The sequence below is a fragment of the Paenibacillus sp. CF384 genome, assembly GCF_900106745.1.
GTDB lineage: Bacteria > Bacillota > Bacilli > Paenibacillales > Paenibacillaceae > Paenibacillus_Z.
In genome coordinates this window covers 148,193-169,585 of sequence record NZ_FNNV01000002.1, presented here as the reverse complement: position 1 = coordinate 169,585, position 21,393 = coordinate 148,193, and the positions used below count along the sequence as shown (strand labels likewise).

17 protein-coding genes are annotated in these 21,393 nt (G+C 50.4%); all 17 read left to right on the top strand.

All coding sequences use genetic code 11. The annotated features are described in order from the left end of the window. Window positions 1–499: 499 nt before the first annotated feature. Window positions 500–2,245, top strand: coding sequence for a biosynthetic-type acetolactate synthase large subunit (gene ilvB / locus BLW29_RS06410; protein ID WP_090977439.1), 1,746 nt, complete (start codon window positions 500–502; stop codon window positions 2,243–2,245). Then, window positions 2,242–2,730, top strand: a complete 489-nt coding sequence (gene ilvN / locus BLW29_RS06405) for an acetolactate synthase small subunit (RefSeq protein WP_090977437.1) — start codon at window positions 2,242–2,244, stop codon at window positions 2,728–2,730. Before ilvB ends, ilvN begins: the two co-directional genes overlap by 4 nt. Before the next feature lie 176 nt (window positions 2,731–2,906). Next, a complete protein-coding gene (ilvC, locus tag BLW29_RS06400; RefSeq protein ID WP_090977435.1) occupies window positions 2,907–3,899 on the top strand; it encodes a ketol-acid reductoisomerase in 993 nt (330 codons plus the stop codon). 133 nt (window positions 3,900–4,032) lie between these two features. Beyond that, complete coding sequence (locus BLW29_RS06395) at window positions 4,033–5,577, top strand: 2-isopropylmalate synthase (protein WP_090977433.1); 1,545 nt, start codon at window positions 4,033–4,035, stop codon at window positions 5,575–5,577. A gap of 188 nt (window positions 5,578–5,765) precedes the next feature. Further along, the gene (locus tag BLW29_RS06390; RefSeq protein WP_090977430.1) at window positions 5,766–7,130 is read left to right on the top strand and encodes a sensor histidine kinase; all 1,365 of its coding nucleotides are present in this window, start codon (window positions 5,766–5,768) and stop codon (window positions 7,128–7,130) included. Next, window positions 7,127–7,786, top strand: coding sequence for a response regulator (locus BLW29_RS06385; RefSeq protein WP_090977428.1), 660 nt, complete (start codon window positions 7,127–7,129; stop codon window positions 7,784–7,786). Before BLW29_RS06390 ends, BLW29_RS06385 begins: the two co-directional genes overlap by 4 nt. Before the next feature lie 932 nt (window positions 7,787–8,718). Then, window positions 8,719–9,798 (top strand): 3-isopropylmalate dehydrogenase, encoded by a 1,080-nt coding sequence (leuB, locus tag BLW29_RS06380; protein WP_090977425.1) that lies wholly within the window; start codon window positions 8,719–8,721, stop codon window positions 9,796–9,798. Between the two features lie 20 nt (window positions 9,799–9,818). Then, on the top strand, window positions 9,819–10,367 hold the full coding sequence (locus BLW29_RS06375; RefSeq protein WP_090977423.1) for a peroxiredoxin: 549 nt from the start codon (window positions 9,819–9,821) through the stop codon (window positions 10,365–10,367). Between the two features lie 168 nt (window positions 10,368–10,535). Then, entirely contained in the window at window positions 10,536–10,961 is a 426-nt protein-coding gene (locus BLW29_RS06370; RefSeq protein ID WP_090977421.1) for a hypothetical protein, read from the top strand. 109 nt (window positions 10,962–11,070) lie between these two features. Continuing rightward, a complete protein-coding gene (gene sigI / locus BLW29_RS06365; protein WP_090977419.1) occupies window positions 11,071–11,892 on the top strand; it encodes an RNA polymerase sigma factor SigI in 822 nt (273 codons plus the stop codon). Beyond that, the gene (locus BLW29_RS06360) at window positions 11,889–13,463 is read left to right on the top strand and encodes an anti-sigma factor domain-containing protein (RefSeq protein ID WP_090977417.1); all 1,575 of its coding nucleotides are present in this window, start codon (window positions 11,889–11,891) and stop codon (window positions 13,461–13,463) included. The genes sigI and BLW29_RS06360 overlap by 4 nt, the downstream gene beginning before the upstream one ends. 184 nt (window positions 13,464–13,647) lie before the next feature. Beyond that, window positions 13,648–14,046: an ATP-binding protein gene (locus BLW29_RS06355; RefSeq protein WP_090977415.1), complete on the top strand. Its 399-nt coding sequence runs from the start codon at window positions 13,648–13,650 to the stop codon at window positions 14,044–14,046. Window positions 14,047–14,050: 4 nt separating this feature from the next. Continuing rightward, on the top strand, window positions 14,051–15,424 hold the full coding sequence (locus BLW29_RS06350; protein WP_090977413.1) for an ATP-binding protein: 1,374 nt from the start codon (window positions 14,051–14,053) through the stop codon (window positions 15,422–15,424). A gap of 178 nt (window positions 15,425–15,602) precedes the next feature. Further along, entirely contained in the window at window positions 15,603–17,138 is a 1,536-nt protein-coding gene (locus BLW29_RS06345) for a leucyl aminopeptidase (RefSeq protein WP_090977411.1), read from the top strand. Window positions 17,139–17,194: 56 nt separating this feature from the next. Further along, window positions 17,195–18,490 (top strand): MFS transporter, encoded by a 1,296-nt coding sequence (locus BLW29_RS06340; protein ID WP_090977409.1) that lies wholly within the window; start codon window positions 17,195–17,197, stop codon window positions 18,488–18,490. Between the two features lie 978 nt (window positions 18,491–19,468). Beyond that, entirely contained in the window at window positions 19,469–20,434 is a 966-nt protein-coding gene (locus BLW29_RS06335; RefSeq protein ID WP_090977407.1) for a PHP domain-containing protein, read from the top strand. Further along, a complete protein-coding gene (locus BLW29_RS06330; protein ID WP_090977405.1) occupies window positions 20,431–21,393 on the top strand; it encodes a CehA/McbA family metallohydrolase domain-containing protein in 963 nt (320 codons plus the stop codon). Before BLW29_RS06335 ends, BLW29_RS06330 begins: the two co-directional genes overlap by 4 nt.

The window sequence follows — 21,393 nt, the reverse complement described above, 5'->3', positions numbered from 1 at the left end:
TTGCGCATGATTCTTCATCTTATGTAGCAGATAGCGGAGCGGCGCGCCTAAGAATGGCGTATACATAACTTTTTATAATTATGCTGCTGCAAGTCCTTGACGAATGAAATCGTGGAGCATATAATAAGCGATAAGCTAATAAGTAAACGGCTATGAAGAGGACGAAGTGTTAAGGGCTCTTTTGCTCCAGAGAGCGATCGGATCTGCTGAAACCGACGCCAATACCCCTTTCCAACGAGCTCACCTCGGAGCTGTTTCCCTGAAAAGATCGATGATCGTATTAGGGGAAATCGTAAGGCACACGTTATTGTGCCAAGGTAATGAACGACGGTTCGTTCTTACCTCATGAGGTTATGCGCTGTGAGGCGTATAACATATTTGGGTGGTACCACGGAAGCTAAACCTTTCGTCCCTAGACGCAATTGACGTCTGGGAACGAAAGGTTTTTTTGTTTTTCTACAATTCTAACTCGTTTCACCTAGGAAGGGAGGACGACTTAATGGTCGCTCAACATGCAACGTTAAGGTCAAAAGAAGAAATTAAGGAAAACCTGAGAAAACCGGAGGTTATTACCGGCTCAGAAATTTTGCTTCGCAGCTTGGTGCTCGAGGATGTGGAGTGCGTGTTCGGCTATCCAGGCGGAGCTGTGTTGTACATTTATGATGCCATGCACGGATTTTCGGATTTTCAGCATCTGCTGACCCGTCACGAGCAAGGCGCCATTCATGCGGCCGACGGCTATGCGCGGGCTAGCGGAAAAGTTGGCGTATGTATCGCAACATCAGGACCGGGAGCTACGAATCTCGTCACAGGAATCGCAACTGCGTATATGGACTCGGTGCCGCTTGTCGTCATTACCGGCAACGTAGCGACAACTCTTATCGGTACGGATGCTTTCCAAGAGGCTGACATTACCGGCATCACGATGCCGATTACGAAACATAGCTATCTGGTACGCAAGGCTGCTGATTTGCCGCGTATCATTCACGAAGCGTTCCACATCGCCAATACCGGCCGTAAAGGTCCCGTATTAATCGATATTCCGAAGGATGTTTCCGCCGAGCTCGCGATGTTCGAACCGGTGACGGAAGTGAGCATCCGCGGCTACAACCCAACGGTGACGCCGAATAAACTGCAAGTCGACAAGATGATTAAAGCAATCACGGAAGCTGAGCGTCCGATCGTATTGGCAGGCGGAGGCGTTGTTTACTCCGGCGGACATGAGGAACTGCTTGAATTCATTACGAAATCGGGTATTCCGATTACGACGACATTGCTTGGACTTGGCGCATTCCCAAGCGGCAACGAGCTGTGGCTCGGCATGCCGGGTATGCACGGTACCTACACAGCGAATACAGCTATTCAATCGGCAGATTTGCTGATTAATATCGGCGCACGCTTCGATGACCGCGTAACGGGCAAACTGTCCGGCTTCGCACCGAAGGCGAAGATCGTTCACATCGATATTGATCCAGCCGAAATCGGCAAGAACGTTCCGACAGACATTCCGATTGTTGGCGATGTGAAGACTGTGCTCCAAATGGCTAACAAAGAAGTGAAGTATGCGGAGAAAGCCGATGCATGGCGTGCGCAGCTTGCCGCTTCTTGCAAAGAAGTACCTTACAGCTACACAGATTCCGAAGAAGAGCTGAAACCGCAATGGGTTATCGAGATGCTCTACGAAGAGTCGAAGGGCGAAGCGATTGTAACGACTGACGTTGGCCAGCACCAAATGTGGGCAGCGCAGTACTATAAATTCAATCAGCCGCGCTCGTGGGTAACTTCCGGCGGACTAGGTACGATGGGCTTTGGTTTCCCGTCGGCAATCGGCGCCCAAATGGCGAATCCGGACCGTCTGGTTATCTCAATTAACGGTGACGGCGGCATGCAGATGTGCGCGCAAGAGCTTGCGATTTGTGCCATCAACAACATTCCGGTTAAAGTCGTTATCATTAACAATCAGGTGCTAGGGATGGTTCGTCAGTGGCAAGAGCTGATTTATGACAACCGTTACAGCCATATCGATCTCTCCGGCAGCCCTGATTTCGTGAAATTGGCCGATGCTTACGGCGTACGCGGATTCCGCGCTTCCAATAAAGAAGATGCACGTGCCGTTTGGCAAGAAGCGATGAATCATCCGGGACCGGCAGTAGTGGAGTTTGTCGTTCGCAAACATGAGAATGTGTATCCGATGGTTACACAAGGCTCCACAATTGACCAAATGCTAATGGGGGATTCCGAATGATGAAGAGACATACGGTAGCAGTTCTCGTAAACGATCAGCCAGGCGTCCTTCAACGCGTTTCCGGTTTGTTTGGACGTCGTGGCTTCAATATTGAAAGCATCACAGTAGGGACGAGCGAGGAAACTGGCTTGTCCCGGATGGTCATCGTCACTACAGGCGATGACAAGATGCTTGAGCAAGTTATCAAGCAGCTATACAAGCTCATCGACGTTATTAAAGTCGTAGACTTGAGCGCCAATCCGATGGTTGGCCGCGAGCTGGCGCTTATTAAAGTAAGTGCGGAACCAACGTCCCGTCCTGAAATTCTCGGCGTAGTGGAAACTTTCCGTGCTGCTGTTGTCGATATCGGCACAACGTCGCTGATGGTGCAAGTAGTAGGCGATACGGAGAAAATCGATGCGATGATCGAGCTGCTGAAGCCTTATGGCATTCGCGAGCTGTCTCGTACGGGCGTAACGGCAATGGTTCGTGGAAACGCTAGATAACTAGATCATAGGTCATGCAAGCACGTACATTTTCAGACCAAATCATAAGGTCGACGCCGCTTTTGAGCGGGGGTTAGAGCGAGGGAACCGAAGAAGTATTCAAAGCGAAATGCTCGGGACAAGTCCCTTCTGTAACACCCGCTCAAAAGGGTTAAATTAAAGGAGGCAACATTCACATGGCAGTTACATTGTACTATGAGAAAGATGCAGACCAAAGCGTTCTGCAAGGCAAAACAATCGCAGTTATCGGTTACGGTTCCCAAGGTCATGCTCAAGCACAAAACCTTCGCGACAGCGGTCTGAAAGTTATTATCGGCCTTCGCGCTGGTAAATCTGCTGAGAAAGCTAAAAACGACGGCTTTGAAGTATTGTCCGTTGGCGAAGCTGTAAAACTTGCTGATGTTGTTCAAATCTTGATGCCTGACGAAACGCAAGCTCGCGTTTACAAAGAAGAAATCGAGCCGAACCTGAAACATGGCGCAGCTTTGATGTTCTCCCACGGCTTCAACGTTCACTTTGGTCAAATCAATGCTCGTAAAGACACAGATGTATTGCTAGTTGCTCCTAAGTCCCCGGGCCACATGGTTCGTCGTACTTATGTTGAAGGCTTTGGCGTACCTGGTCTTATCGCTATCGAGCAAGATGCTACTGGCAACGCAAAAGCAATCGGTCTTGCATACGCAAAAGGTATCGGCTGTACTCGTGCAGGCGTTATCGAAACTTCGTTCCGCGAAGAAACAGAAACAGATCTGTTCGGCGAGCAAGCTGTACTTTGCGGCGGAGCAACTGCACTTGTTAAAGCAGGCTTTGAAACGCTTGTTGAAGCAGGTTATGCACCAGAAATGGCATACTTCGAGTGTCTGCATGAGCTGAAGCTTATCGTTGACCTGATGTATGAAGGCGGCCTTTCCACTATGCGTGATTCCATCTCCAACACAGCTGAATACGGCGACTATGTAACAGGTCCTCGTATCGTAACTGACGAGACGAAGAAAGCTATGAAAGCTGTTCTTACAGATATCCAACAAGGTAAATTCGCTCGCGACTTCATCTTGGAGAACCAATCCAACAATGCATTCATGTCGGCAACTCGCCGTAACGAAGCTCAACACCCAATCGAAGTGGTTGGCGGTCAACTTCGTGAATTGATGCACTGGATCAAGAAATAATAAGGCATTATCCGCGTAACCGGTTTGTATAATTATGCATACCCGGATAAAGTGACCGGTCCCTGCGTCTCCTACTGGAGGCGTCAGGGCCGTTTCGCTATCCGGGATTATTCTTGAGTCCGAGGTGTAGCTAATGCGTAAAATTTATATTTTCGATACGACGCTTCGTGACGGCGAGCAATCTCCGGGCGTTAACCTCAACACGAAGGAAAAGGTTGAGATTGCGTACCAGTTGGAGAAACTTGGCGTCGATCGGATCGAAGCCGGCTTCCCGGCTGCGTCCCCGGGCGATCTTGCAGCGGTGAATGCCGTTGCGCGTGCCGTCAAGAATGCTTCTGTCATCGGCCTGGCGCGTTCTCGCGAACAGGACATCGATGCGGTCGCTGAAGCGCTTAAGGGCGCTCAAGATCCATGCCTGCATCTGTTCCTGGCGACGAGCCCAATCCACCGTAAGCACAAGCTGCGTATGGAGAAGGATCAAGTGCTGGAGACTGCGGAGCGTGCGATCCGTTATGCGAAGCAATATTTTAGCAAAATCGAATTCTCGCCTGAGGATGCAGGCCGTACGGAGCTTGATTTCTTATGTCAGGTAACGGACATGGCGATTCGTGCAGGGGCAACGGTTGTTAATATTCCGGATACGGTTGGCTACATGAACCCGTCCGAATATGGTCATATCTTCAAGACGCTTAAGGAGCAGGTGCCGGGCATCGAGAAAATTCAGCTTAGCGCGCACTGCCACGACGATCTTGGCATGGCGACAGCCAATGCACTGGCAGCGATTCTAAACGGTGCGGATCAAATCGAGGGTACGATCAACGGAATCGGCGAACGTGCCGGTAACACGGCGCTGGAAGAGATTGCTATGGCACTAGCTACACGTGCGGATTACTTCGGGGCGACAACGACGCTCAACCTGAAGGAAATTGCGAAAACCAGCCGCCTCGTGAGCAAGCTGACGGGTATGGTTGTCCCTGGCAACAAGGCTATCGTAGGCGCGAATGCGTTTGCGCATGAGTCCGGTATCCATCAGGATGGCATGTTGAAAGAGAAAACGACATACGAAATCATTTCTCCGGATTCAATCGGTCTGCGTGATTCCAAGCTCGTCCTTGGCAAGCATTCCGGACGCGCTGCGTTCCGCGAGAAGCTGATTGATCTAGGCTATGAGCTTGATGATGAAGCTGTAAACACGGCTTTCGCGAAATTCAAAGACCTGGCGGACAAGAAGAAGAACGTCATGGACGAGGACATTCGCGCCATGCTAGAAGAGAAGCTTACCGATACGCCTGAGGTGTACTCGCTGGAGACGATCCAAGTCAGCTATGGCAACAAGTCCGTACCTAGCGCAACCATCCGTGTTCGCACGGCTGAAGGCGAAGTGAAGGAGCAATCCGCAGAAGGCAACGGTTCTGTTGATGCGATTTACAACGCGATTGATGCATTGACGACAGAAACGGTCGAGCTGGAGGACTACTCCATCAAGTCGGTTTCGCATGGTAAAGATGCGCTTGGCGAGGTGCATGTGGTGCTGAAGCAAGATGAAGTATCCGCTCAAGGCCGCGGCCTTAGCACGGATATTTTGGAAGCGAGCGCACGTGCATACATCGACGCACTGAACCGTCTCGTGGAGAAGCGGAAGTCCCCGGTCAGACGCGACAAAATGAGCTTGATCTAGTTTGTAGTTATGAAAGACGCCCTGGCGGCCGATAATCGGCTGTCAGGGCGTTTTTTGCCGTTGTGGATGAATCGGGGGGATGTTGTTAACAACGGTCATGTTATAATATAGAAAAAAATCGACATTTGTGGCCGCCTCGGATAGTAACCGGGATGCAGGCGCGGTGCCGATTGGGGGAACGTTAATAGATGCTGTTCGTGTGGATTGTGCTATGGATTACTGCGGTACTGCTTGTTACGGCCAACCGGAGGAATGCTGCCGGCCGCTGGCTCAGCTTAGTCGCCTTCTGCGGGGGAATGGGGGCGCTGGCATCCGTACTGGAAGGCTGGATCATCGCGATGCTGGCCAATCAAGATATCGATGCTGCAGGCGAGCATGTGCTGCGGATCATTCAGCGCACCTGCTCATGGACAAGCTACTACGGATTGCCATTCGGATTTCTATGCTTCGGGGCAGCCTATAATTCGGAACGCGTCCCAGCTGTGCTCTCGCGTAGATTACCAGCTATAGCAGCGGCACTGCCTCTTGGGATGCTAGCGGTGCCGCTCGCGGAGTCGTATCCCGTGCATTACAATATACTCGCCATCTGGGCGATTCCGTATTTTATTCTCGGAGCGTTACTGGTGCTGACGAAGTCGCATGTGCATCCGGCGGAGCGCCGCGCTCATGCGGTGCTGTTAATTGCGGTGCTGCCTGCAGTGCTCATTGCGCTGACGATGAATTTCATTATGCCGCTGTTCGGCCTCTATGGACTCTGGCGTTATAACGTTTGGCCGATCAGCATAGCTTTCGTCATCTTCATCTTCGCCCTGTTTAATTTCGGTTTCCTCGGTGTTCAACTGCTCATTGAACGTCGGCAATTGAATTACTCGCTGCGCGCGATTACGAGCGGTACGGCGATGCTGAATCATGCGATCAAGAACGATATCGGCAAAATCAAACTGTTTACCGATAAAATGAACCGCGAAGCCGGAGCGAATGAGGAGCTGCGCAGCGATCTGAGCGTCATCAGCACGGCGGCCGGACATATTGAAGCGATGATACGCAGCGTGCATGAACGGACGCAGGAGCTGCGCCTGCAGCTGCAGGAGGTTCATCTGAAGGAGCTGGTACGCGGTCAGCTGGCGATGCTGGAGGAGCAGACGAGCAGCCGCGGCATAGGTGTAACCGTGAACTACGACGAGCAGGCAACGGCAATGGCAGATGCCGAGCAAACATCGGAAGCGATACATAATGTACTGCAAAATGCGATCGATGCGATGCCTGGCGGCGGAAGTTTATCCGTCACCGTAATCGGCGGCAAACGCGGCAGCACGATTGAGATCAGCGATACAGGCGCGGGTATTGAGCGCTCGCAGCTGAGGAAAGTCATTGAGCCGTTCTTCACGACGAAGAGCGGCAAAGCGATGAATTTTGGGCTGGGATTGGCTTACTGTGCCCAGCTAATGAGCCGCCAAGGCGGGGAGCTGCGGATCAGCAGCGAGGCAGGTGTCGGTACGGTGGTTCGGTTTCATTTTAGAGCGGTCAAGCGGGGTAAAGGAGCAGGAAGATGAGCGAAGGTGTAATTTCAATCGTGCTGGTCGAGGACGATCCGGATTGGCGCAGAGGATTAATCGCCTATTTAAACGGCGAGCCTGATATGAAGGTTGTTGGCGAAGCCGATCATGCGGATGCGGCACTCACTGTTGTGGCAGAGAGGAACCCGGATGTCATTCTACTTGATATTATGCTTGCTGACAGTCCGGAGGGCTTACGGCTGGCAGCGGAGCTGTCAGTTGCGTCGCATGCACGCGTAATTATGCTGACTTCGATGGAGGATCGTGCTTTTGTCGTGGAGGCATTCCGTGCAGGTGCGGTCAATTACTTGGTGAAGTCGGATTTCACTTCCATTCCAAGCGCGGTACGCAAAGCGGCTGAGGACCGATCGGCCATCGACGGCTCCGCGGCAAGGCTGATGCTCGAAGAGTTCAGGCGCCTCAAGAAGCTCGAACGCGAATACGAAACGGACAAGTTCAAACGGATGCTGACGCCATCGGAGGTTCAGCTACTGTCGATGATTCACGAGGGCTACAGCCAGACGCAAATCGCTGAGAAATCATTTCTCTCGCTCCGCACGGTGAAGAACCATGTGAACAACATCCTGCGCAAGCTCGGCGGCAAGAGCAGCAAAGAAGCAGCTCAGCGAGCGAAGGATAATGATTTGTTTTAAGCTGATTGGTTTGCATGTTCGTTAGGACATGCAGCATTCAGCTAAGCTGATTGGTTTGCATGGTCGTTAGGACAGCCAGCAAATGAATCTCGGTTGGGAGGTGGCGACAAGGCGAAAATGTTGCAGAAATTGCAGCATTTCGGCCGTGTTTATGCGGTCTCGAGTGAAATGTTGCAGATTATGCAACATCTCACTGGGGATCAGGCTAATAAGGCTGATTGGAGGATCAAATGTTGCATTTTGTGCAACTAATGTGAGTTTGGAGCATGTAGCTCGATAAAATGTTGTATATTATGCAACAATTGAAACTCCTGAGCCGGTCTGGGAGCGGGTTATGCAGATGTGAGGCTGATTCCTATCATTCGGAGCCAATCTACAGCCGAGCCCGGGCCAATTCGGAGCCAGCCGATCCCGACCCGTTACGTTCCGATTGGCTGTCTGAAATGCTAACGAATCCAGGAGGTCTTATTTGCCCCATTTTGATGGGTAATAAATTCTAACGGATCGTACAGGTCTTATTTAGCCGAATCCTCGCCGCAAACCGCCCTTTTGGGTGAAATAAGACCTCTGTGATTCATTAGAATTTTCGAGGGGCCATAATCTCATAAATAAGACCTCTGTGATTCGTTAGAATGTTTGGAGCTAGGCAGTCTCGCCGATTGGTTTGCGTTACATAATCGAAAATCGAGATAGAGCATGCAGTATACAGCTACGCCAATTCGTTCGCCTGTACATATTTGAGGACTTATTCACTCAGCCTATAAAAGTCATAGCTTTCATATCTTTGTCAACATCGGTTTCTTATGGTACAACTAGGAGTAGAGTGAGAATCATAATCAAAGGACGGCAATAGAAGAACCTTACTGCGCCGCACTCAGGCTGGTGACAATCGTTCTTCTGGAGTCCTGAATAAAAGGGAGAGTCAATCAAACATGGCAGACGTGAAAAAGATTGCAGTTATCGCCGGTGACGGTATTGGACCGGAGGTTGTTGGCGAAGCGATTAAAGTAATGAAGAAAACAGAGGAGCTGTTCGGCCTCCAGTTCGAGTTTGAGCATGGTTTGTTCGGCGGTATCGCGATCGACGAGAAAGGTACTCCGCTTCCGCAAGAAACGCTCGACATTTGTAAGAATGCCGATGCCGTTCTGCTTGGCGCAGTTGGCGGCCCGAAATGGGATAACAATTCCAAAGAGCTTCGCCCGGAAACAGGCCTGCTCGGCATTCGTAAAGCACTGGGACTTTTCTCCAACATTCGCCCAGCTAATGTATTCGACTGCTTGATGGAAGCTTCCACGCTGAAGCCGGAAGTGCTTGAAGGCACAGACCTGATCGTTGTACGCGAGCTGACAGGCGGTATCTACTTCGGTGAAAAATTCCGCCGCGAAGGCGCTAACGGTGAAGAAGCTGTTGATACTTGCGTGTACAACGTGCAAGAAGTAGAACGTATCGCTCGCCAAGGCTTCGAAATTGCACAAACTCGCCGCAAGAAATTGGCGTCTGTTGATAAAGCTAACGTACTTGAAACTTCCCGTCTGTGGCGTGAAGTGGTAAACCGGATCGCTCCAGAGTACCCGGATGTTGAGCTTGAGCACGTTCTGGTCGACAACTGTGCGATGCAATTGCTTCGTCGTCCTGCGAGCTTCGACGTTATCGTAACAGAGAACATGTTTGGAGATATTATCAGTGACGAGGCAGCGATGCTGACTGGCTCCATCGGTATGCTTTCCTCCGCTTCGCTTGGCGAAGGCAGCTTCGGCTTGTACGAGCCGGTACACGGCTCCGCTCCTGACATTGCTGGACAAGGCATCTCGAACCCGATTGCTACAATCCTTTCGGTTGCGCTGATGTACCGTTTGACGTTTGGCTACGCAGAAGCAGCACAAGCGATCGAAGATGCTGTTAAATCCGTGCTGGACGCTGGCCACCGTACAGGTGACATCGCAGTCGATAAGAGCAAAGCAATCGGTACCGTTGAAATGGGCGACCTTATCATCGCGGCTTTGAAGAAGTAATACTGGGGGTAATAACAACTATGGCAGAACGTTTGGTAGGTCGCCTTGCTCCGGATTTCTCGATGGAGACGGCAACAGGCAACGGTCAAGGCTTCAGCACGGCGGCGCTTTCCGATTTCAGAGGCAAATGGCTGGTCCTTTTCTTCTATCCTCTTGATTTCACTTTCGTTTGCCCGACTGAAATTACGGCGCTTAGCGAGGCTTATGGTCAATTCAGTAAAGTCGGCGCAGAAATCCTTGGCGTGAGCGTGGACAGCAAACATTCCCATCGCGCTTGGATCAATACACCGACTACAGATAACGGTCTTGGCCAATTGAACTTCCCGCTTGCTTCAGACCTCACCAAGAACGTTGCTCGTGACTACGGCGTACTGATCGAAGAAGAAGGGATCGCGCTTCGCGGTTTATTCATTCTCGATCCGGAAGGCGAAGTCAAATACCAAGTTGTGAACCACAACAATGTAGGTCGAAGTGTTGAAGAAACCTTCCGCGTCTTGCAGGCATTGCAATCCGGCGGTCTGTGCCCGATTGACTGGAAACCGGGCGATCAGCACCTCGTTGCGAAATAAGAATCGACATCTTGCATACGATTAACCCGAGACCTTCAAGAGGCCTCGGGTTTTTCTATACTCTGGAAACGCAGGAAAGCAGGAATTATGCCACAGAGACGCGAATAAGTTATACAAAGTTTCAGATGTGATTGATGAAGGGTAATGGAGGCTAAGGAGGAGACTGACATGAGCTTTTGCTGTGGAGCAAGCATGATCGGCACGAATGGCACGCTGAAGCATTTTCGCACGCATATTCATAATGTTCCTATTCTTTTCTGTCCAGTATGTCATCGCGTTGAAATTCATCACATGATTGAGAATGAATATGAGATTCTTGCGGAGTATGCACACGGCGACGGCGCATCGGAAGTCGACTTTATCGAATATGTGGAGCAGGAAGATAAAGAACTGTTCGAGAACTGTGTGAACAATGAGAACGAAGACCCTATGGATGTGGTCACGAATCAAATTGATATGGCACTTGATCTCTTGAGCTTCGCGAAGCAAATCGCGGATGAGGCTTGGGAAGCGGAATTGAAAAAGCGGCTCGGCGTACTAAACCAGCGGCGTAATAAGCTACTGCAGCGACGAACCTCCGAAGGATATTGTTAAGAACGCAACGCCTCCTGACGAAGGAGGCTTTTTCTTTTATATACCCCTATGTTCGACCCCCTCAAGCTAAAGGGACATCACGAAAAATGTAAATGTGAGGTGGAGCGGTTTGTTACTTGTTCTGTTCAAACGGATTTTTGGCGGTAAGCCCGATACGTCCGCTGTCACCTTAGATACCAAGATCACTCCGGAAGATATGGTGGAGATGATTCGCAGCGGTGAAGCTTCGCGGAATGATTTTATCGCGTCGTATAAGCCGTATATTGCGAAGGTGACAAGTCGATTCTGCAAGAGATACATAGATCCTACTCGTTCGGATGAGTTCAGCATTGCGCTGGCTGCTTTCGACGAAGCGGTAGAACAATTCTCAAGTCAGGCAGGAAAATCGTTTCTCGGCTTTGCCGAAACGGTTATTCGGCGCAGGCTTATTGACTATGTGCGAAAAGAACAAAGGCATGCCGGCACTGTTCCATACAGCGCCTTTGACCAGGATGACGAGGAAGAAATGACCGTCAATCCTATAGAGATGAAGGAAGCACTGCAGCGCTACTCCGTATCGCAGGATGTGGAGGCCAGGCGCCTTGAAATCAGCGAGTACGATATTCGGCTCAAGCAGTTTGGCATCTCGTTTGGCGAGCTGCCGGATCTATCACCGAAGCACTCCGATTCAAAGGTGCTGCTGATCTCGATCAGTAAGCTGCTCGCAAACGCACCGGAGCTCTACGAAATGATGGAGACGAAGCAGAAGCTTCCCATTAAAGAATTATGCGAAATGGCAGGCGTGTCTCGCAAAACGATCGAGCGAAATCGTAAATACATAATTGCCATTGCTCTACTACATAACGGTGATTATCCTTACCTGCAGGAATATATACAGCCCCATGAGCCACCACAGCAGGAACAACCCCAGGTGAAAGGAGTGAGAGCATGAGTCGTGGAATTGTGATGGAAACAGGCCAGAAATACGTCATTCTACTAATGCCGGATGGGCAATTCCGCAAGGTGCCGACAAGCCGGAAGCCGCAAATCGGCGAAGAGTTTAGCTTCACCGAGCAGCGAAGATTCGCCCAGCCGCGTAAATTGTACAGCTTTAGTGCAGGTGCAGCAGCGATTCTGCTTCTCCTCTTTGTTCCGTTTCTGCTAAATCAACTGAATAAGGGACCGCAGGTTGTCGCTTATCTGACGATGGATGTGAATCCAAGTATCGAGCTTGGCATCACGGAAGATGAGCATGTGGAAGAGCTGCGCGCAATCAATAGTGATGGCAAGGATGTTACGGAAGGTTTGACGTATAAAGGGCTTACGCTTGAGCAAGTTACGGAAGCCATTATGGATCGAATCAGTGCCGGCCCGTATCTGAACAGCGGTGAAGGCGACGTCATCATTACAAGCGTACTGGTGGCCAATCCGGCAGTGTCGGAGTACGAGAATACGGTAACGACGCATATGGATGCGGCCGTGCGCAAGTCGCTTTCGAAGACGGACAAAGGCCGCAATTTGAAGGTCGAAGTGACCAAAATTTCAGCGCCCGAAGAGATTCGGGAAGAGGCGAAGCAGGATGGTCTGTCTGCGGGCAAGCTGGCCTTCTACCTCATGGCGAAGAAGCAGGGCCATAAGGTGTCGATTGAGCAGTTGAAGACGCAGTCGATTCACAAGACAGCGAAACCATGGGGCGGCGTAAAAGCGGTCATTAACGAGAACAACAAGCCGGCGCCTACTGTTGCGAAGAACGATCAAGAGCAAGGGGATACGGTGAGAAAGACGGAACAATCGACTACTACTCCGGCGAAGCAGTCATGGGAGCAGCAGAGAGAGCAGTTAAGAGAGCTGCTGAAGAAAGAGCAAGAGAAGCGGGATAAGAAGAACGACGATCACCGCGGCAATCATTCGGGTTCTGATAACAAATCAGGATCGAACAATAACAAGGGTCACGCGAACATTGGCATAGGCAAGGTCATTAGCGCGGAGACCAAGAAGGACGATAACAAAGGAAACAATAAAAACAATAACAAAAGTAACTATAAAGGCAACGGCAAAGAGGATAACAAAATCATCAACAAAGGCTGGAATCACGGGAATCATTTCTCAGGTGGAGGCATTAAAGTCGGAGCTCCAACTCAGAACCCGCCTCAGAAGGGGAATGTCATTCAGAAGGATGACAAACCCAAAGACCACAGTCGTGATGATGACCAAGGAAAAAGCGACAATAAGCCAAACGTTGACGATCGCAAGAACGATGATCGCAGCAACGACCAAAGAGGCGGCCAAGGCGAAGTGAAAAACACTTCCGATGGTCGTCATAATGGCGTTTCTGACGATGATAAGAAGCAGGACGATCGCAAGAACAATAATAAAGCCGATAACAAAGCGGATAACAAAGACAATAAGAACAACAATAACAAAGACAATAAGCATGATAATGATCGCAATCAAGGAAAAGACAGCAACGGCAGGGGCAATAACGAGTGGAAGAACGGCCGCGGACAAGGAAAACAGAATTAGCATAGGACCACGGAAGGCGCAGGCATCAGAGCTGCGCCTTTCGTACTACTTAGATTCGGTATGATTCGACAGGATCTCCTGTTGACAGAAAATGGACATCATAACTATGATTATTGTAAGCGATCTCAGACTCGGAACCTGCATAAAGAAAGCAATTTTTTGATGTGCGGAGGCGAGAATAAACGTGGAAATGCTCCATATTCGGGTAAAGGCTGATGCGATTAAGGCAAGGCAAAGAGGAAGAGACATCGCGAAGGCGATCGGCTTCAGTCTTGTTGATCAGACGGTAATTGCGTATACGATATCCGAACTAGCCCTTCAACTCATTACATTCTTGGAGAAGGGGCATATGACCATTCGGCAAATCAGCACGTCAAAAGCGGAAGCCGCGAGCGGCATTGAAGTCAGACTTTTCGATCATTTTCGCGGAGCCAGTCGTATCCAACTTCAGTTGGTTGAGAAACTGGCAGACGATATTGAGCTGTCCCATGATCAGTTGCGAGGAACCATGATCACGCTTCGTAAATGGATTGTTACTCCATTGCGCATGGATTCACCGAACTGTGCAGCAGGAGAGGAGTAAATCCATGCAAGCCATTCGAAAGCGATATTTCCCGGCGCTTGCTGAATATATTCGAAGCGGCAGCGAGGCATCGCTTTTTGAAGCGACTGAAATCGGCAAGCAGCTTCACGGCATTCATCCGGAGGATATTATTGCGATTCATGAAGAATCGATGCAAATGCTCGTTGCCAACGTCGAATCAGAGGAAGCGCTCCAGCTGTACAGCCGGTCGTTTATTTTTCTGATTGAGTTAATGGTTGCTTTCCGATTCCGACTCCAGCCGGAGCAAACGCCGGAGCAGCGCTTTAGCGAGATGCGGGACATGCTGCTCAGCTCGCACCGTTCATTCCGTATGGTGAAGAACAAGTATGAGAATGTACTGCAGCATATGGACAGCGGCATTGCGATTCTGGATAGCGATGGGATTGTCTCCTTTATCAATGTTCAGATGGCCAAGCTGCTCGACATTCCCCGCAAAACATTAATCGGTTGCAATTTGACCGATATCCTATGGCATAATCAGCTTAGCCGGAGCAAGAAGCGCATTATTCTCAGGCTCTACAAAGAAATGTTTCTGCGAAGAAGCCGTTACTTGGAATTCCAAGATGTGAACGGTCGCTTCCTGCTCGTAACCGTTACGTATGGGGACCAGCTGGACGGTGATTATTTATTCAGTGTCAAGGATGTCACAGAATACAAGCAGATTGAACAATCGGCTTATCAGAACGATAAGCTGGCGATGCTGGGTAAGATCGCTGCAGCGATCGCGCACGAAATTCGCAACCCTCTTACTTCCATCCGTGGTTTTATCCAACTCTTGAAGCCTCACCTCACCCAGTTAGGGAAAGAAGAATATTCCCGCATCATCTTGACTGAAATCGATCGCGCCAACGATATTATATATGAGTTCTTAAACTCTTCGAAGCCGTCTGCCCCGATGAAGCAGAAGGTGCTTATTAATTCGTTACTGAAAGAAGTCATTCTCCTATCCGACAGCGAGGCGCTTATGAAGGGCTGCCAAATTCATCTGGAAACGTATGATGAGGATCTCTCCACCTCCATTGATGTGAAGCAGGTCAAGCAAGTTATTTTGAATATCGTACGCAATGCCATGGAAGCCATCGAGGAAATGGGCAGCGATCGAAGCGGCCGAATTGACATTATTACGAGGCGAGATGGCAAAGACGCCGAAATTACGATCCGCGATAATGGGAAAGGTATGGATGTGGTCACCAAATCCAAGCTGTTCGACCCCTTCTTCACGACGAAAGCAGCAGGTACCGGGCTTGGCCTTTCGGTCAGCTACCGCATCGTCCGCAACCATGGCGGGAAGATCCGCGTTTCGAGCAGCAGCGGCGAAGGTACGGAGTTTAATATCTATTTGCCATTGGCGGAATAAAGGATTAGAATCGGGGTATAACCCGTGTTAATTGCAGAAGTTGTCTTGCAGAGGCTGATTATGCTTGCCTCAGAGCTGCATGACAAGGACGAACCAGGAAATCGGGGAAACCCGGTTTTTTTGTGTTGATTAGCTTTGTGCAGCATACGAGTTTCAAGACAGGAGTTGTTCACACACGATGAGCATTACATTTATATATGAGACGAAGAGCGCGCGGAATGAGGTAGATGCGGCCGATGTTGTCGTATCCTTCATCAGTAAAGAAGAACTAAAGCAGCCCGGAGGGGCGGTAGCGGGCATCCATCCACAGCTCGATGAGGCGCTGCGGAAGCATGTGGAGAAAGAGCTTTTCAAGGGCGATCTCCGTGAAACGCTGGTGCTGCCAACGTTAGGGCTGCGGCCGGAGTCGCATGTCATCTTCGTTGGGATTTCTTCGCAGGACCATCTCACGGTTGACGGACTGCGAGACGCGGCAGCCACTGCGGCTAAAGCGGCTAAACGATTAAAGGCCGTGAGCGTGCAGCAGCTGCTGCCTCAAGTGCTGGCCATCGGAACGCCCGTGTTTACGGTGTGTCAAGCTGCGCAGGCAATGACGGAAGGTTATATTCTTGGTTTATTCACACGTAAGACGGCGAAGAAAATTGATAATCGCAGACAGTCGCTTGTGCGTAAAGTAGCGTTCACAGGGACACAGGCATTGCCGGAGCCGCTGGCTGCAGCAGCAGCGGAACAATGGGAGAGCGGTATCCGCCGCGGTGTCGTATTCGCAGAGTCCGTTGTGTTTGCTCGGGATTTGACCAACTTACCGGGTAACACGTTGACACCGGAAGTGCTGGCAAACGAAGCACGGACGCTGGCGCAAGCCTACAGTCTCGATGTCGAAATTATGGATGAACAGACCTGTGAGAAGCTCGGCATGGGTGGACTTATCGGCGTTGGCAAAGGAAGTATTAACCCGCCGCGCATGATTGTTATTCAGTATGAAGGCGCTCCGGGGGACGAGGACAAATGGGGCATCATCGGCAAAGGTATCACGTTCGATACAGGCGGGATTTCCTTGAAGAAGGGCCTTGGGATGGAAGAGATGATTTCCGATATGGGCGGGGCTTCTGCCGTACTGGGTTTGGTTCGTATTCTAGGTGAGCTGCGGCCGAAGCTCAACGCGGTCATTGTCATTCCAACCGCGGAGAATATGCCTTCCGATCGTGCGATGAAGCCGGGCGATGTGCTCACGATGATGAACGGCACCACAGTTGAGATCGTGAATACCGATGCTGAAGGACGGCTCGTTCTTGCGGATGGACTCACAACAGCAATCCGCCGCGGCGCAACCAAATTGATTGACGTTGCGACCTTAACCGGTGCGGTTATGGTAGCACTGGGGGATGTTGCTACAGGTGCCGTCACGAATGATGAGACGCTTCAGCAGCAGGTTATTCTCGCTTCCAAGCGAGCAGGCGAACGCATTTGGCCGATGCCTGCATTCCCGGAATTCCGCAAGCAGCTGGACAGCGATGCTGCGGATATGAAGAATGGCGGCGGACGATACGGTGGCGCGAGCATCGGCGGGTTGTTCATCGGCGCCTTCGCAGAGGAGAAGCCATGGGTGCATTTGGATATTGGCGGTACAGCATGGCTGGAGCGGGATCGTTCATGGGAAGTTAAAGGCGGTACAGGTGTCATGGTGCGCACACTTGGCGAACTGCTCGTTTAAATCTTTATTAGTAGCGCGGCCATTCATAGGTGGAACATCACGAGGGAGATAACCGCATGAATTTCTGGAATCACTTAATGTCTGTATTTCGCCGAAAGCAAATGTCCGATCAGCGCAGAGGGTTGTTGACTTCCATCATGGAAGGCATACCGGCTGTCATTATTGCGAACCTGCTTGGCGGTCCAATCTTAACGATTTATGTTGTATACTTGGGTGGCTCGGCATCGGATGTCGGGCTGGTCATGGCGATTCCGGCGCTTGCCAATCTTGTGCAGCTGTTGGCGGCTTTCTACATGCAGCGGTTAAATAATCGCAAATTGCTCCTCACGATATTCGGTACGGTCCATCGACTTTTCTGGGTTGCAACCGGGCTTATTCCGTTCTTCGTTTCGAAAGGACTCCAGGTTGAGGTCTTCATCGGTTTATTTCTCATCTCTTTTATCTGCGCTTCTACCAGTGCTGTCTTCTGGACCTCGATCGTTGCCGATATGGTGCCGGCGCAAGTGCGCGGAAGATATTTTGGCATTCGAAACACCATCCATTGGGCCGTTGGCAGTATAACGCTGCTTGTTGGCGGTCAGATCCTGGAACGAATGAATGCAGAGACCGGATTTGCCGTTCTTTACATTGTTAGTGCATTATGCGCGGTATGGAACGGGCTGGAGCTGTGGCGTTATCCGAATCCACCGTTCGAGAAATCAGCAGCATCGAGCTCGGCAGCACTCTTCCTTAAACCTCTTAGAGATAAAGGTTATATGAAAGCGACGATATTCATTGCGGTGTTTATTTTGCTGCAAAATGCGGTCGTCCCGTTATTCTCGTATGTAATGCTAGAGACGCTGCATATCAGCAAGTGGGGCATTACGGTACTCACGACGGTTCAGATGCTGACGACGATGTTCAGCTACTATTATTGGGGCAATCTCAATAGTAGATTTGACTCGCGGACGCTGCTGCTGTGGGCGCTGCCGATTATTGCCGCGTCCTGCGTCCTCTGGGTAGGGATAGAAATCATGCCCGTCCTGCTTGTCCTGACCATCGTTAATATCGCGCTTGGTGCAGGGCTTGGCGGCTACAATTTGCTTGTCTTTAACTTTATTATCGGCGATACGCCTAAGTCTGATCGACCGATGTATGTTGCGGTATTCTCCGCGCTTACAGGCGTGACAGGATTTATCGGGCCGCTCTTCGGCGGCTGGGTGTATAAGCAAATCGAGGACAGCCCGTACTGGCTGCAAAGCTATGGCATCTCCCTGATTACAGGAGCAGCACTTTTGCTGCTTGCGCTTACTGTAGGGCCGATCGTGTTTCGAGCGGAGCGCAGTGAAGAGCAGACGACTTTGATGGAGTGAGAATGTTGTAATACTTTAGTCCCGTAGGTAAGTGGTGGCTGGCTGGGACGGGGAGGAACGTCGCGTACGTCGCGTTCCGTTCCGACGGGACAGCCGATTGCCGTGGGGCCGGGCAAATGTTGCAGGAAATGCAACATTTGTCCCCACTGAGACGGAAATCTTATCTATTGTTGCACAAAATGCAACATTCCAGCGCAGATTGACGCTCATAGGGCGATTTGAAAAGAAAATGTTGCATATAATGCAACAATCCTGCCTCAAGCTCCTTATCGACAATAAAATGTTGCACAATTTGCAGCATTTATTTAATTGTTCGATAATAATATCCCTACTGTTATTACCACATCTCCAAGCATTTCGCCGTGTTGTCACTGATACTGGCCTAGTGAATACTTTCTCGCAATGTCTTCTACCGTAGAATGCGGCTATCCCGCTTACTGCGTACAAACTAGGTCGCTTGGGTAGGGGGCTGAGAGTTCGATTTCACTACTCTCGAGGCAGAATCATAGTGGTGGCAGGCTACTATTGCTGCTGAGAGACGGATTTTCCGACTCTCAACAACTTTTTTCAATAGTTTTTCAATTGAGAGTCGGGTTTTCCGACTCTCGGGGCACGGTAATGGTGATAGTAGGCGACTTTGGCTGTTGAGAGACGGATTTTCCGACTCTCAACAACTTTTTTCAATGATTTTTTGATTGAGAGTCGGGTTTTCCGACTCTCGCAGTCGCGAGGTATGGTCAAGGTGGAGGTTCGCAGTGCGCGACGTAATCTACGATAGAAGTGATGGTACGCCTAAGCGGCGCGGCCGTCGCTTTTTTTGTCATGTGGTTTATTGTTTGTTTTCGATTGTAAAAGAGTATTAACTCCGTGTTAATTTTACGAAAATCGATTGAATGACATGGTTTATCGATGTATCCTAATAATAAACCACATAAAACAATTTATAAAACAACAACAAACCAAGTGGAGGTAAAGCATATGAAGAATGTTATTTTGCTCGACCGCAATAAACCGCTGTACAAAGGGAACCTACACCTTCACACGACCTGGTCAGACGGTCGTTTGCCTGCCGCGGATGTCGTGCAAGCTTTCAAGGAGAAAGGCTATCATTTCATTTCTCTGAGCGATCATGATATTTATACACGTACAGAAGAGTTCAACAAGCAGGACTTTATTACGATTCCGGGAACGGAGCGTGGCGAGCTGAACCCGGTACCGGACAAGAACCCGGGTTATCACTTTGGGGTGTTGGACGATCCAACCGTTCAACCGGAGCAGCCGCGCTACGAGCATCTGCACGCTTTCCCTACGCCTGTGCCATGGGTTGGCGACCATTCGCCGCAGTTATTGATCGACGAACTTCGCTCGCATGGCAATCTCGTCGTCTTCAACCACCCGGAATGGCACTTAACGAGGTTCGAGGACATGGTGAAATACGATGGATTCTTCGCCGTCGAAATCTACAATCATGCTACGGAATGGTCTACAGCCAGCTCATACGGTGCCGCTTATTGGGACCATGCGCTGCAGAACGGCAAACGCGTGTACGGCATTGCCGCGGACGATTCCCACAGCCACGACCCGAATTGGAAAATCCCGGAGTACGGCGGTGGTTGGGTCCAAGTGCAAGCGGACTCGCTTACGCATACCGATGTGATTCGCAGCCTCAAGGCAGGACAATTTTACTCAAGCTCCGGTCCGGAAGTGTACGATCTGCGAGTGGAGAACGGCAGACTTAAGATCGAGTGCTCCCCGTGCAAGTTCATTATGTTCAAAGCATTCCCGCAACGCGGTCCATTCTTCGGCAACTTTATGACGGGCGAGCCGCTTACGCAAGCGATGATGGAAATTGAAGAGGACATGACTTATATCCGCGTGGAATGCGTTGACTTCGATGGCAATGTGGCTTGGACGAATCCCGTATTCGTGGGTGATCTGCTATGAACATGAAATCCCTCATTTTTCTAGATGGCAGCAAACGCAAATACAAAGGCAATCTTCATACCCATTCGACGAGAAGCGATGGACAATACGAGGCGGAAACGGTGATCAGCGCTTACCGTGAAAAAGGCTACGATTTCATGTGCCTGAGCGATCACGAGATCTACTGGAAGTCGGAAGCCTATGACGATGAAAATTTCCTGATGCTAAGCGGATATGAAATGGCATGCGAGATGAGCTGGAGAGAGACGGGACAGCAATACCATATCCACGGCCTGCTTGATCCGTCGCTCGGCTCCACGTCCGAATTCGAGCATGATGAAGAACACGCCAAGCCGGATTATACAAGCTTGGACACGATTCAAGAGCTGATCGACGAGATGAAGGCCAAAGGCAATCTCATCATCATGAATCATCCGACGTGGTCGCGCAACAAACCCGAGGATCTGTTACAGCTTCAGCACTATTTTGCCGTCGAAATTTACAATCACCAGTCCGAGCTCGACGAAGCGGTCGGCTACGGGGTAAGGCACTGGGATTACTTGCTCAGCCATGGACGCAAAGTATTCGGAATCGCTGCAGACGATGCGCCCGGCGGTCCGATGGACAGCGCGATTTCGGAATTTTTCGGCGGATGGATTTCGGTTCAGGCAGAGAGCCTGCGACAAGAGGGCATTATTGAGGCCTTGAAAGCCGGCAGTTATTACTCCTCAAACGGACCTGCCATTCACGATATGCGATTGGAAGACGGCTATCTCAAGATCGAATGCTCGCCCGTCAAGTTCATCAAATTTATTACGCATCCCTTCAATGGCCGCACGGTGTTCAATCGGGATGCTTCGGCCATAACGGAGGGAGCGTTCCTGCTGGATGCCGGAATGAAATACGTTCGAGTCGAATGTATTGATTTCGAAGGCAATGTCGCTTGGTCCAATCCGATCTTCCCCGATGAATGGATGTAG

What these genes read in the sequence shown, in the direction of transcription:
- BLW29_RS06340 (WP_090977409.1), top strand. Translation starts at nt 17,195, where the DNA reads ATGAATTTCTGGAATCACTTAATGTCTGTATTTCGCCGAAAGCAAATG.
- BLW29_RS06370 (WP_090977421.1), top strand. Translation starts at nt 10,536, where the DNA reads ATGAGCTTTTGCTGTGGAGCAAGCATGATCGGCACGAATGGCACGCTG.
- BLW29_RS06345 (WP_090977411.1), top strand. Translation starts at nt 15,603, where the DNA reads ATGAGCATTACATTTATATATGAGACGAAGAGCGCGCGGAATGAGGTA.
- BLW29_RS06385 (WP_090977428.1), top strand. Translation starts at nt 7,127, where the DNA reads ATGAGCGAAGGTGTAATTTCAATCGTGCTGGTCGAGGACGATCCGGAT.
- ilvC (WP_090977435.1), top strand. Translation starts at nt 2,907, where the DNA reads ATGGCAGTTACATTGTACTATGAGAAAGATGCAGACCAAAGCGTTCTG.
- BLW29_RS06335 (WP_090977407.1), top strand. Translation starts at nt 19,469, where the DNA reads ATGAAGAATGTTATTTTGCTCGACCGCAATAAACCGCTGTACAAAGGG.
- BLW29_RS06350 (WP_090977413.1), top strand. Translation starts at nt 14,051, where the DNA reads ATGCAAGCCATTCGAAAGCGATATTTCCCGGCGCTTGCTGAATATATT.
- BLW29_RS06375 (WP_090977423.1), top strand. Translation starts at nt 9,819, where the DNA reads ATGGCAGAACGTTTGGTAGGTCGCCTTGCTCCGGATTTCTCGATGGAG.
- BLW29_RS06360 (WP_090977417.1), top strand. Translation starts at nt 11,889, where the DNA reads ATGAGTCGTGGAATTGTGATGGAAACAGGCCAGAAATACGTCATTCTA.
- leuB (WP_090977425.1), top strand. Translation starts at nt 8,719, where the DNA reads ATGGCAGACGTGAAAAAGATTGCAGTTATCGCCGGTGACGGTATTGGA.
- BLW29_RS06395 (WP_090977433.1), top strand. Translation starts at nt 4,033, where the DNA reads ATGCGTAAAATTTATATTTTCGATACGACGCTTCGTGACGGCGAGCAA.
- BLW29_RS06330 (WP_090977405.1), top strand. Translation starts at nt 20,431, where the DNA reads ATGAACATGAAATCCCTCATTTTTCTAGATGGCAGCAAACGCAAATAC.
- BLW29_RS06390 (WP_090977430.1), top strand. Translation starts at nt 5,766, where the DNA reads ATGCTGTTCGTGTGGATTGTGCTATGGATTACTGCGGTACTGCTTGTT.
- ilvN (WP_090977437.1), top strand. Translation starts at nt 2,242, where the DNA reads ATGATGAAGAGACATACGGTAGCAGTTCTCGTAAACGATCAGCCAGGC.
- ilvB (WP_090977439.1), top strand. Translation starts at nt 500, where the DNA reads ATGGTCGCTCAACATGCAACGTTAAGGTCAAAAGAAGAAATTAAGGAA.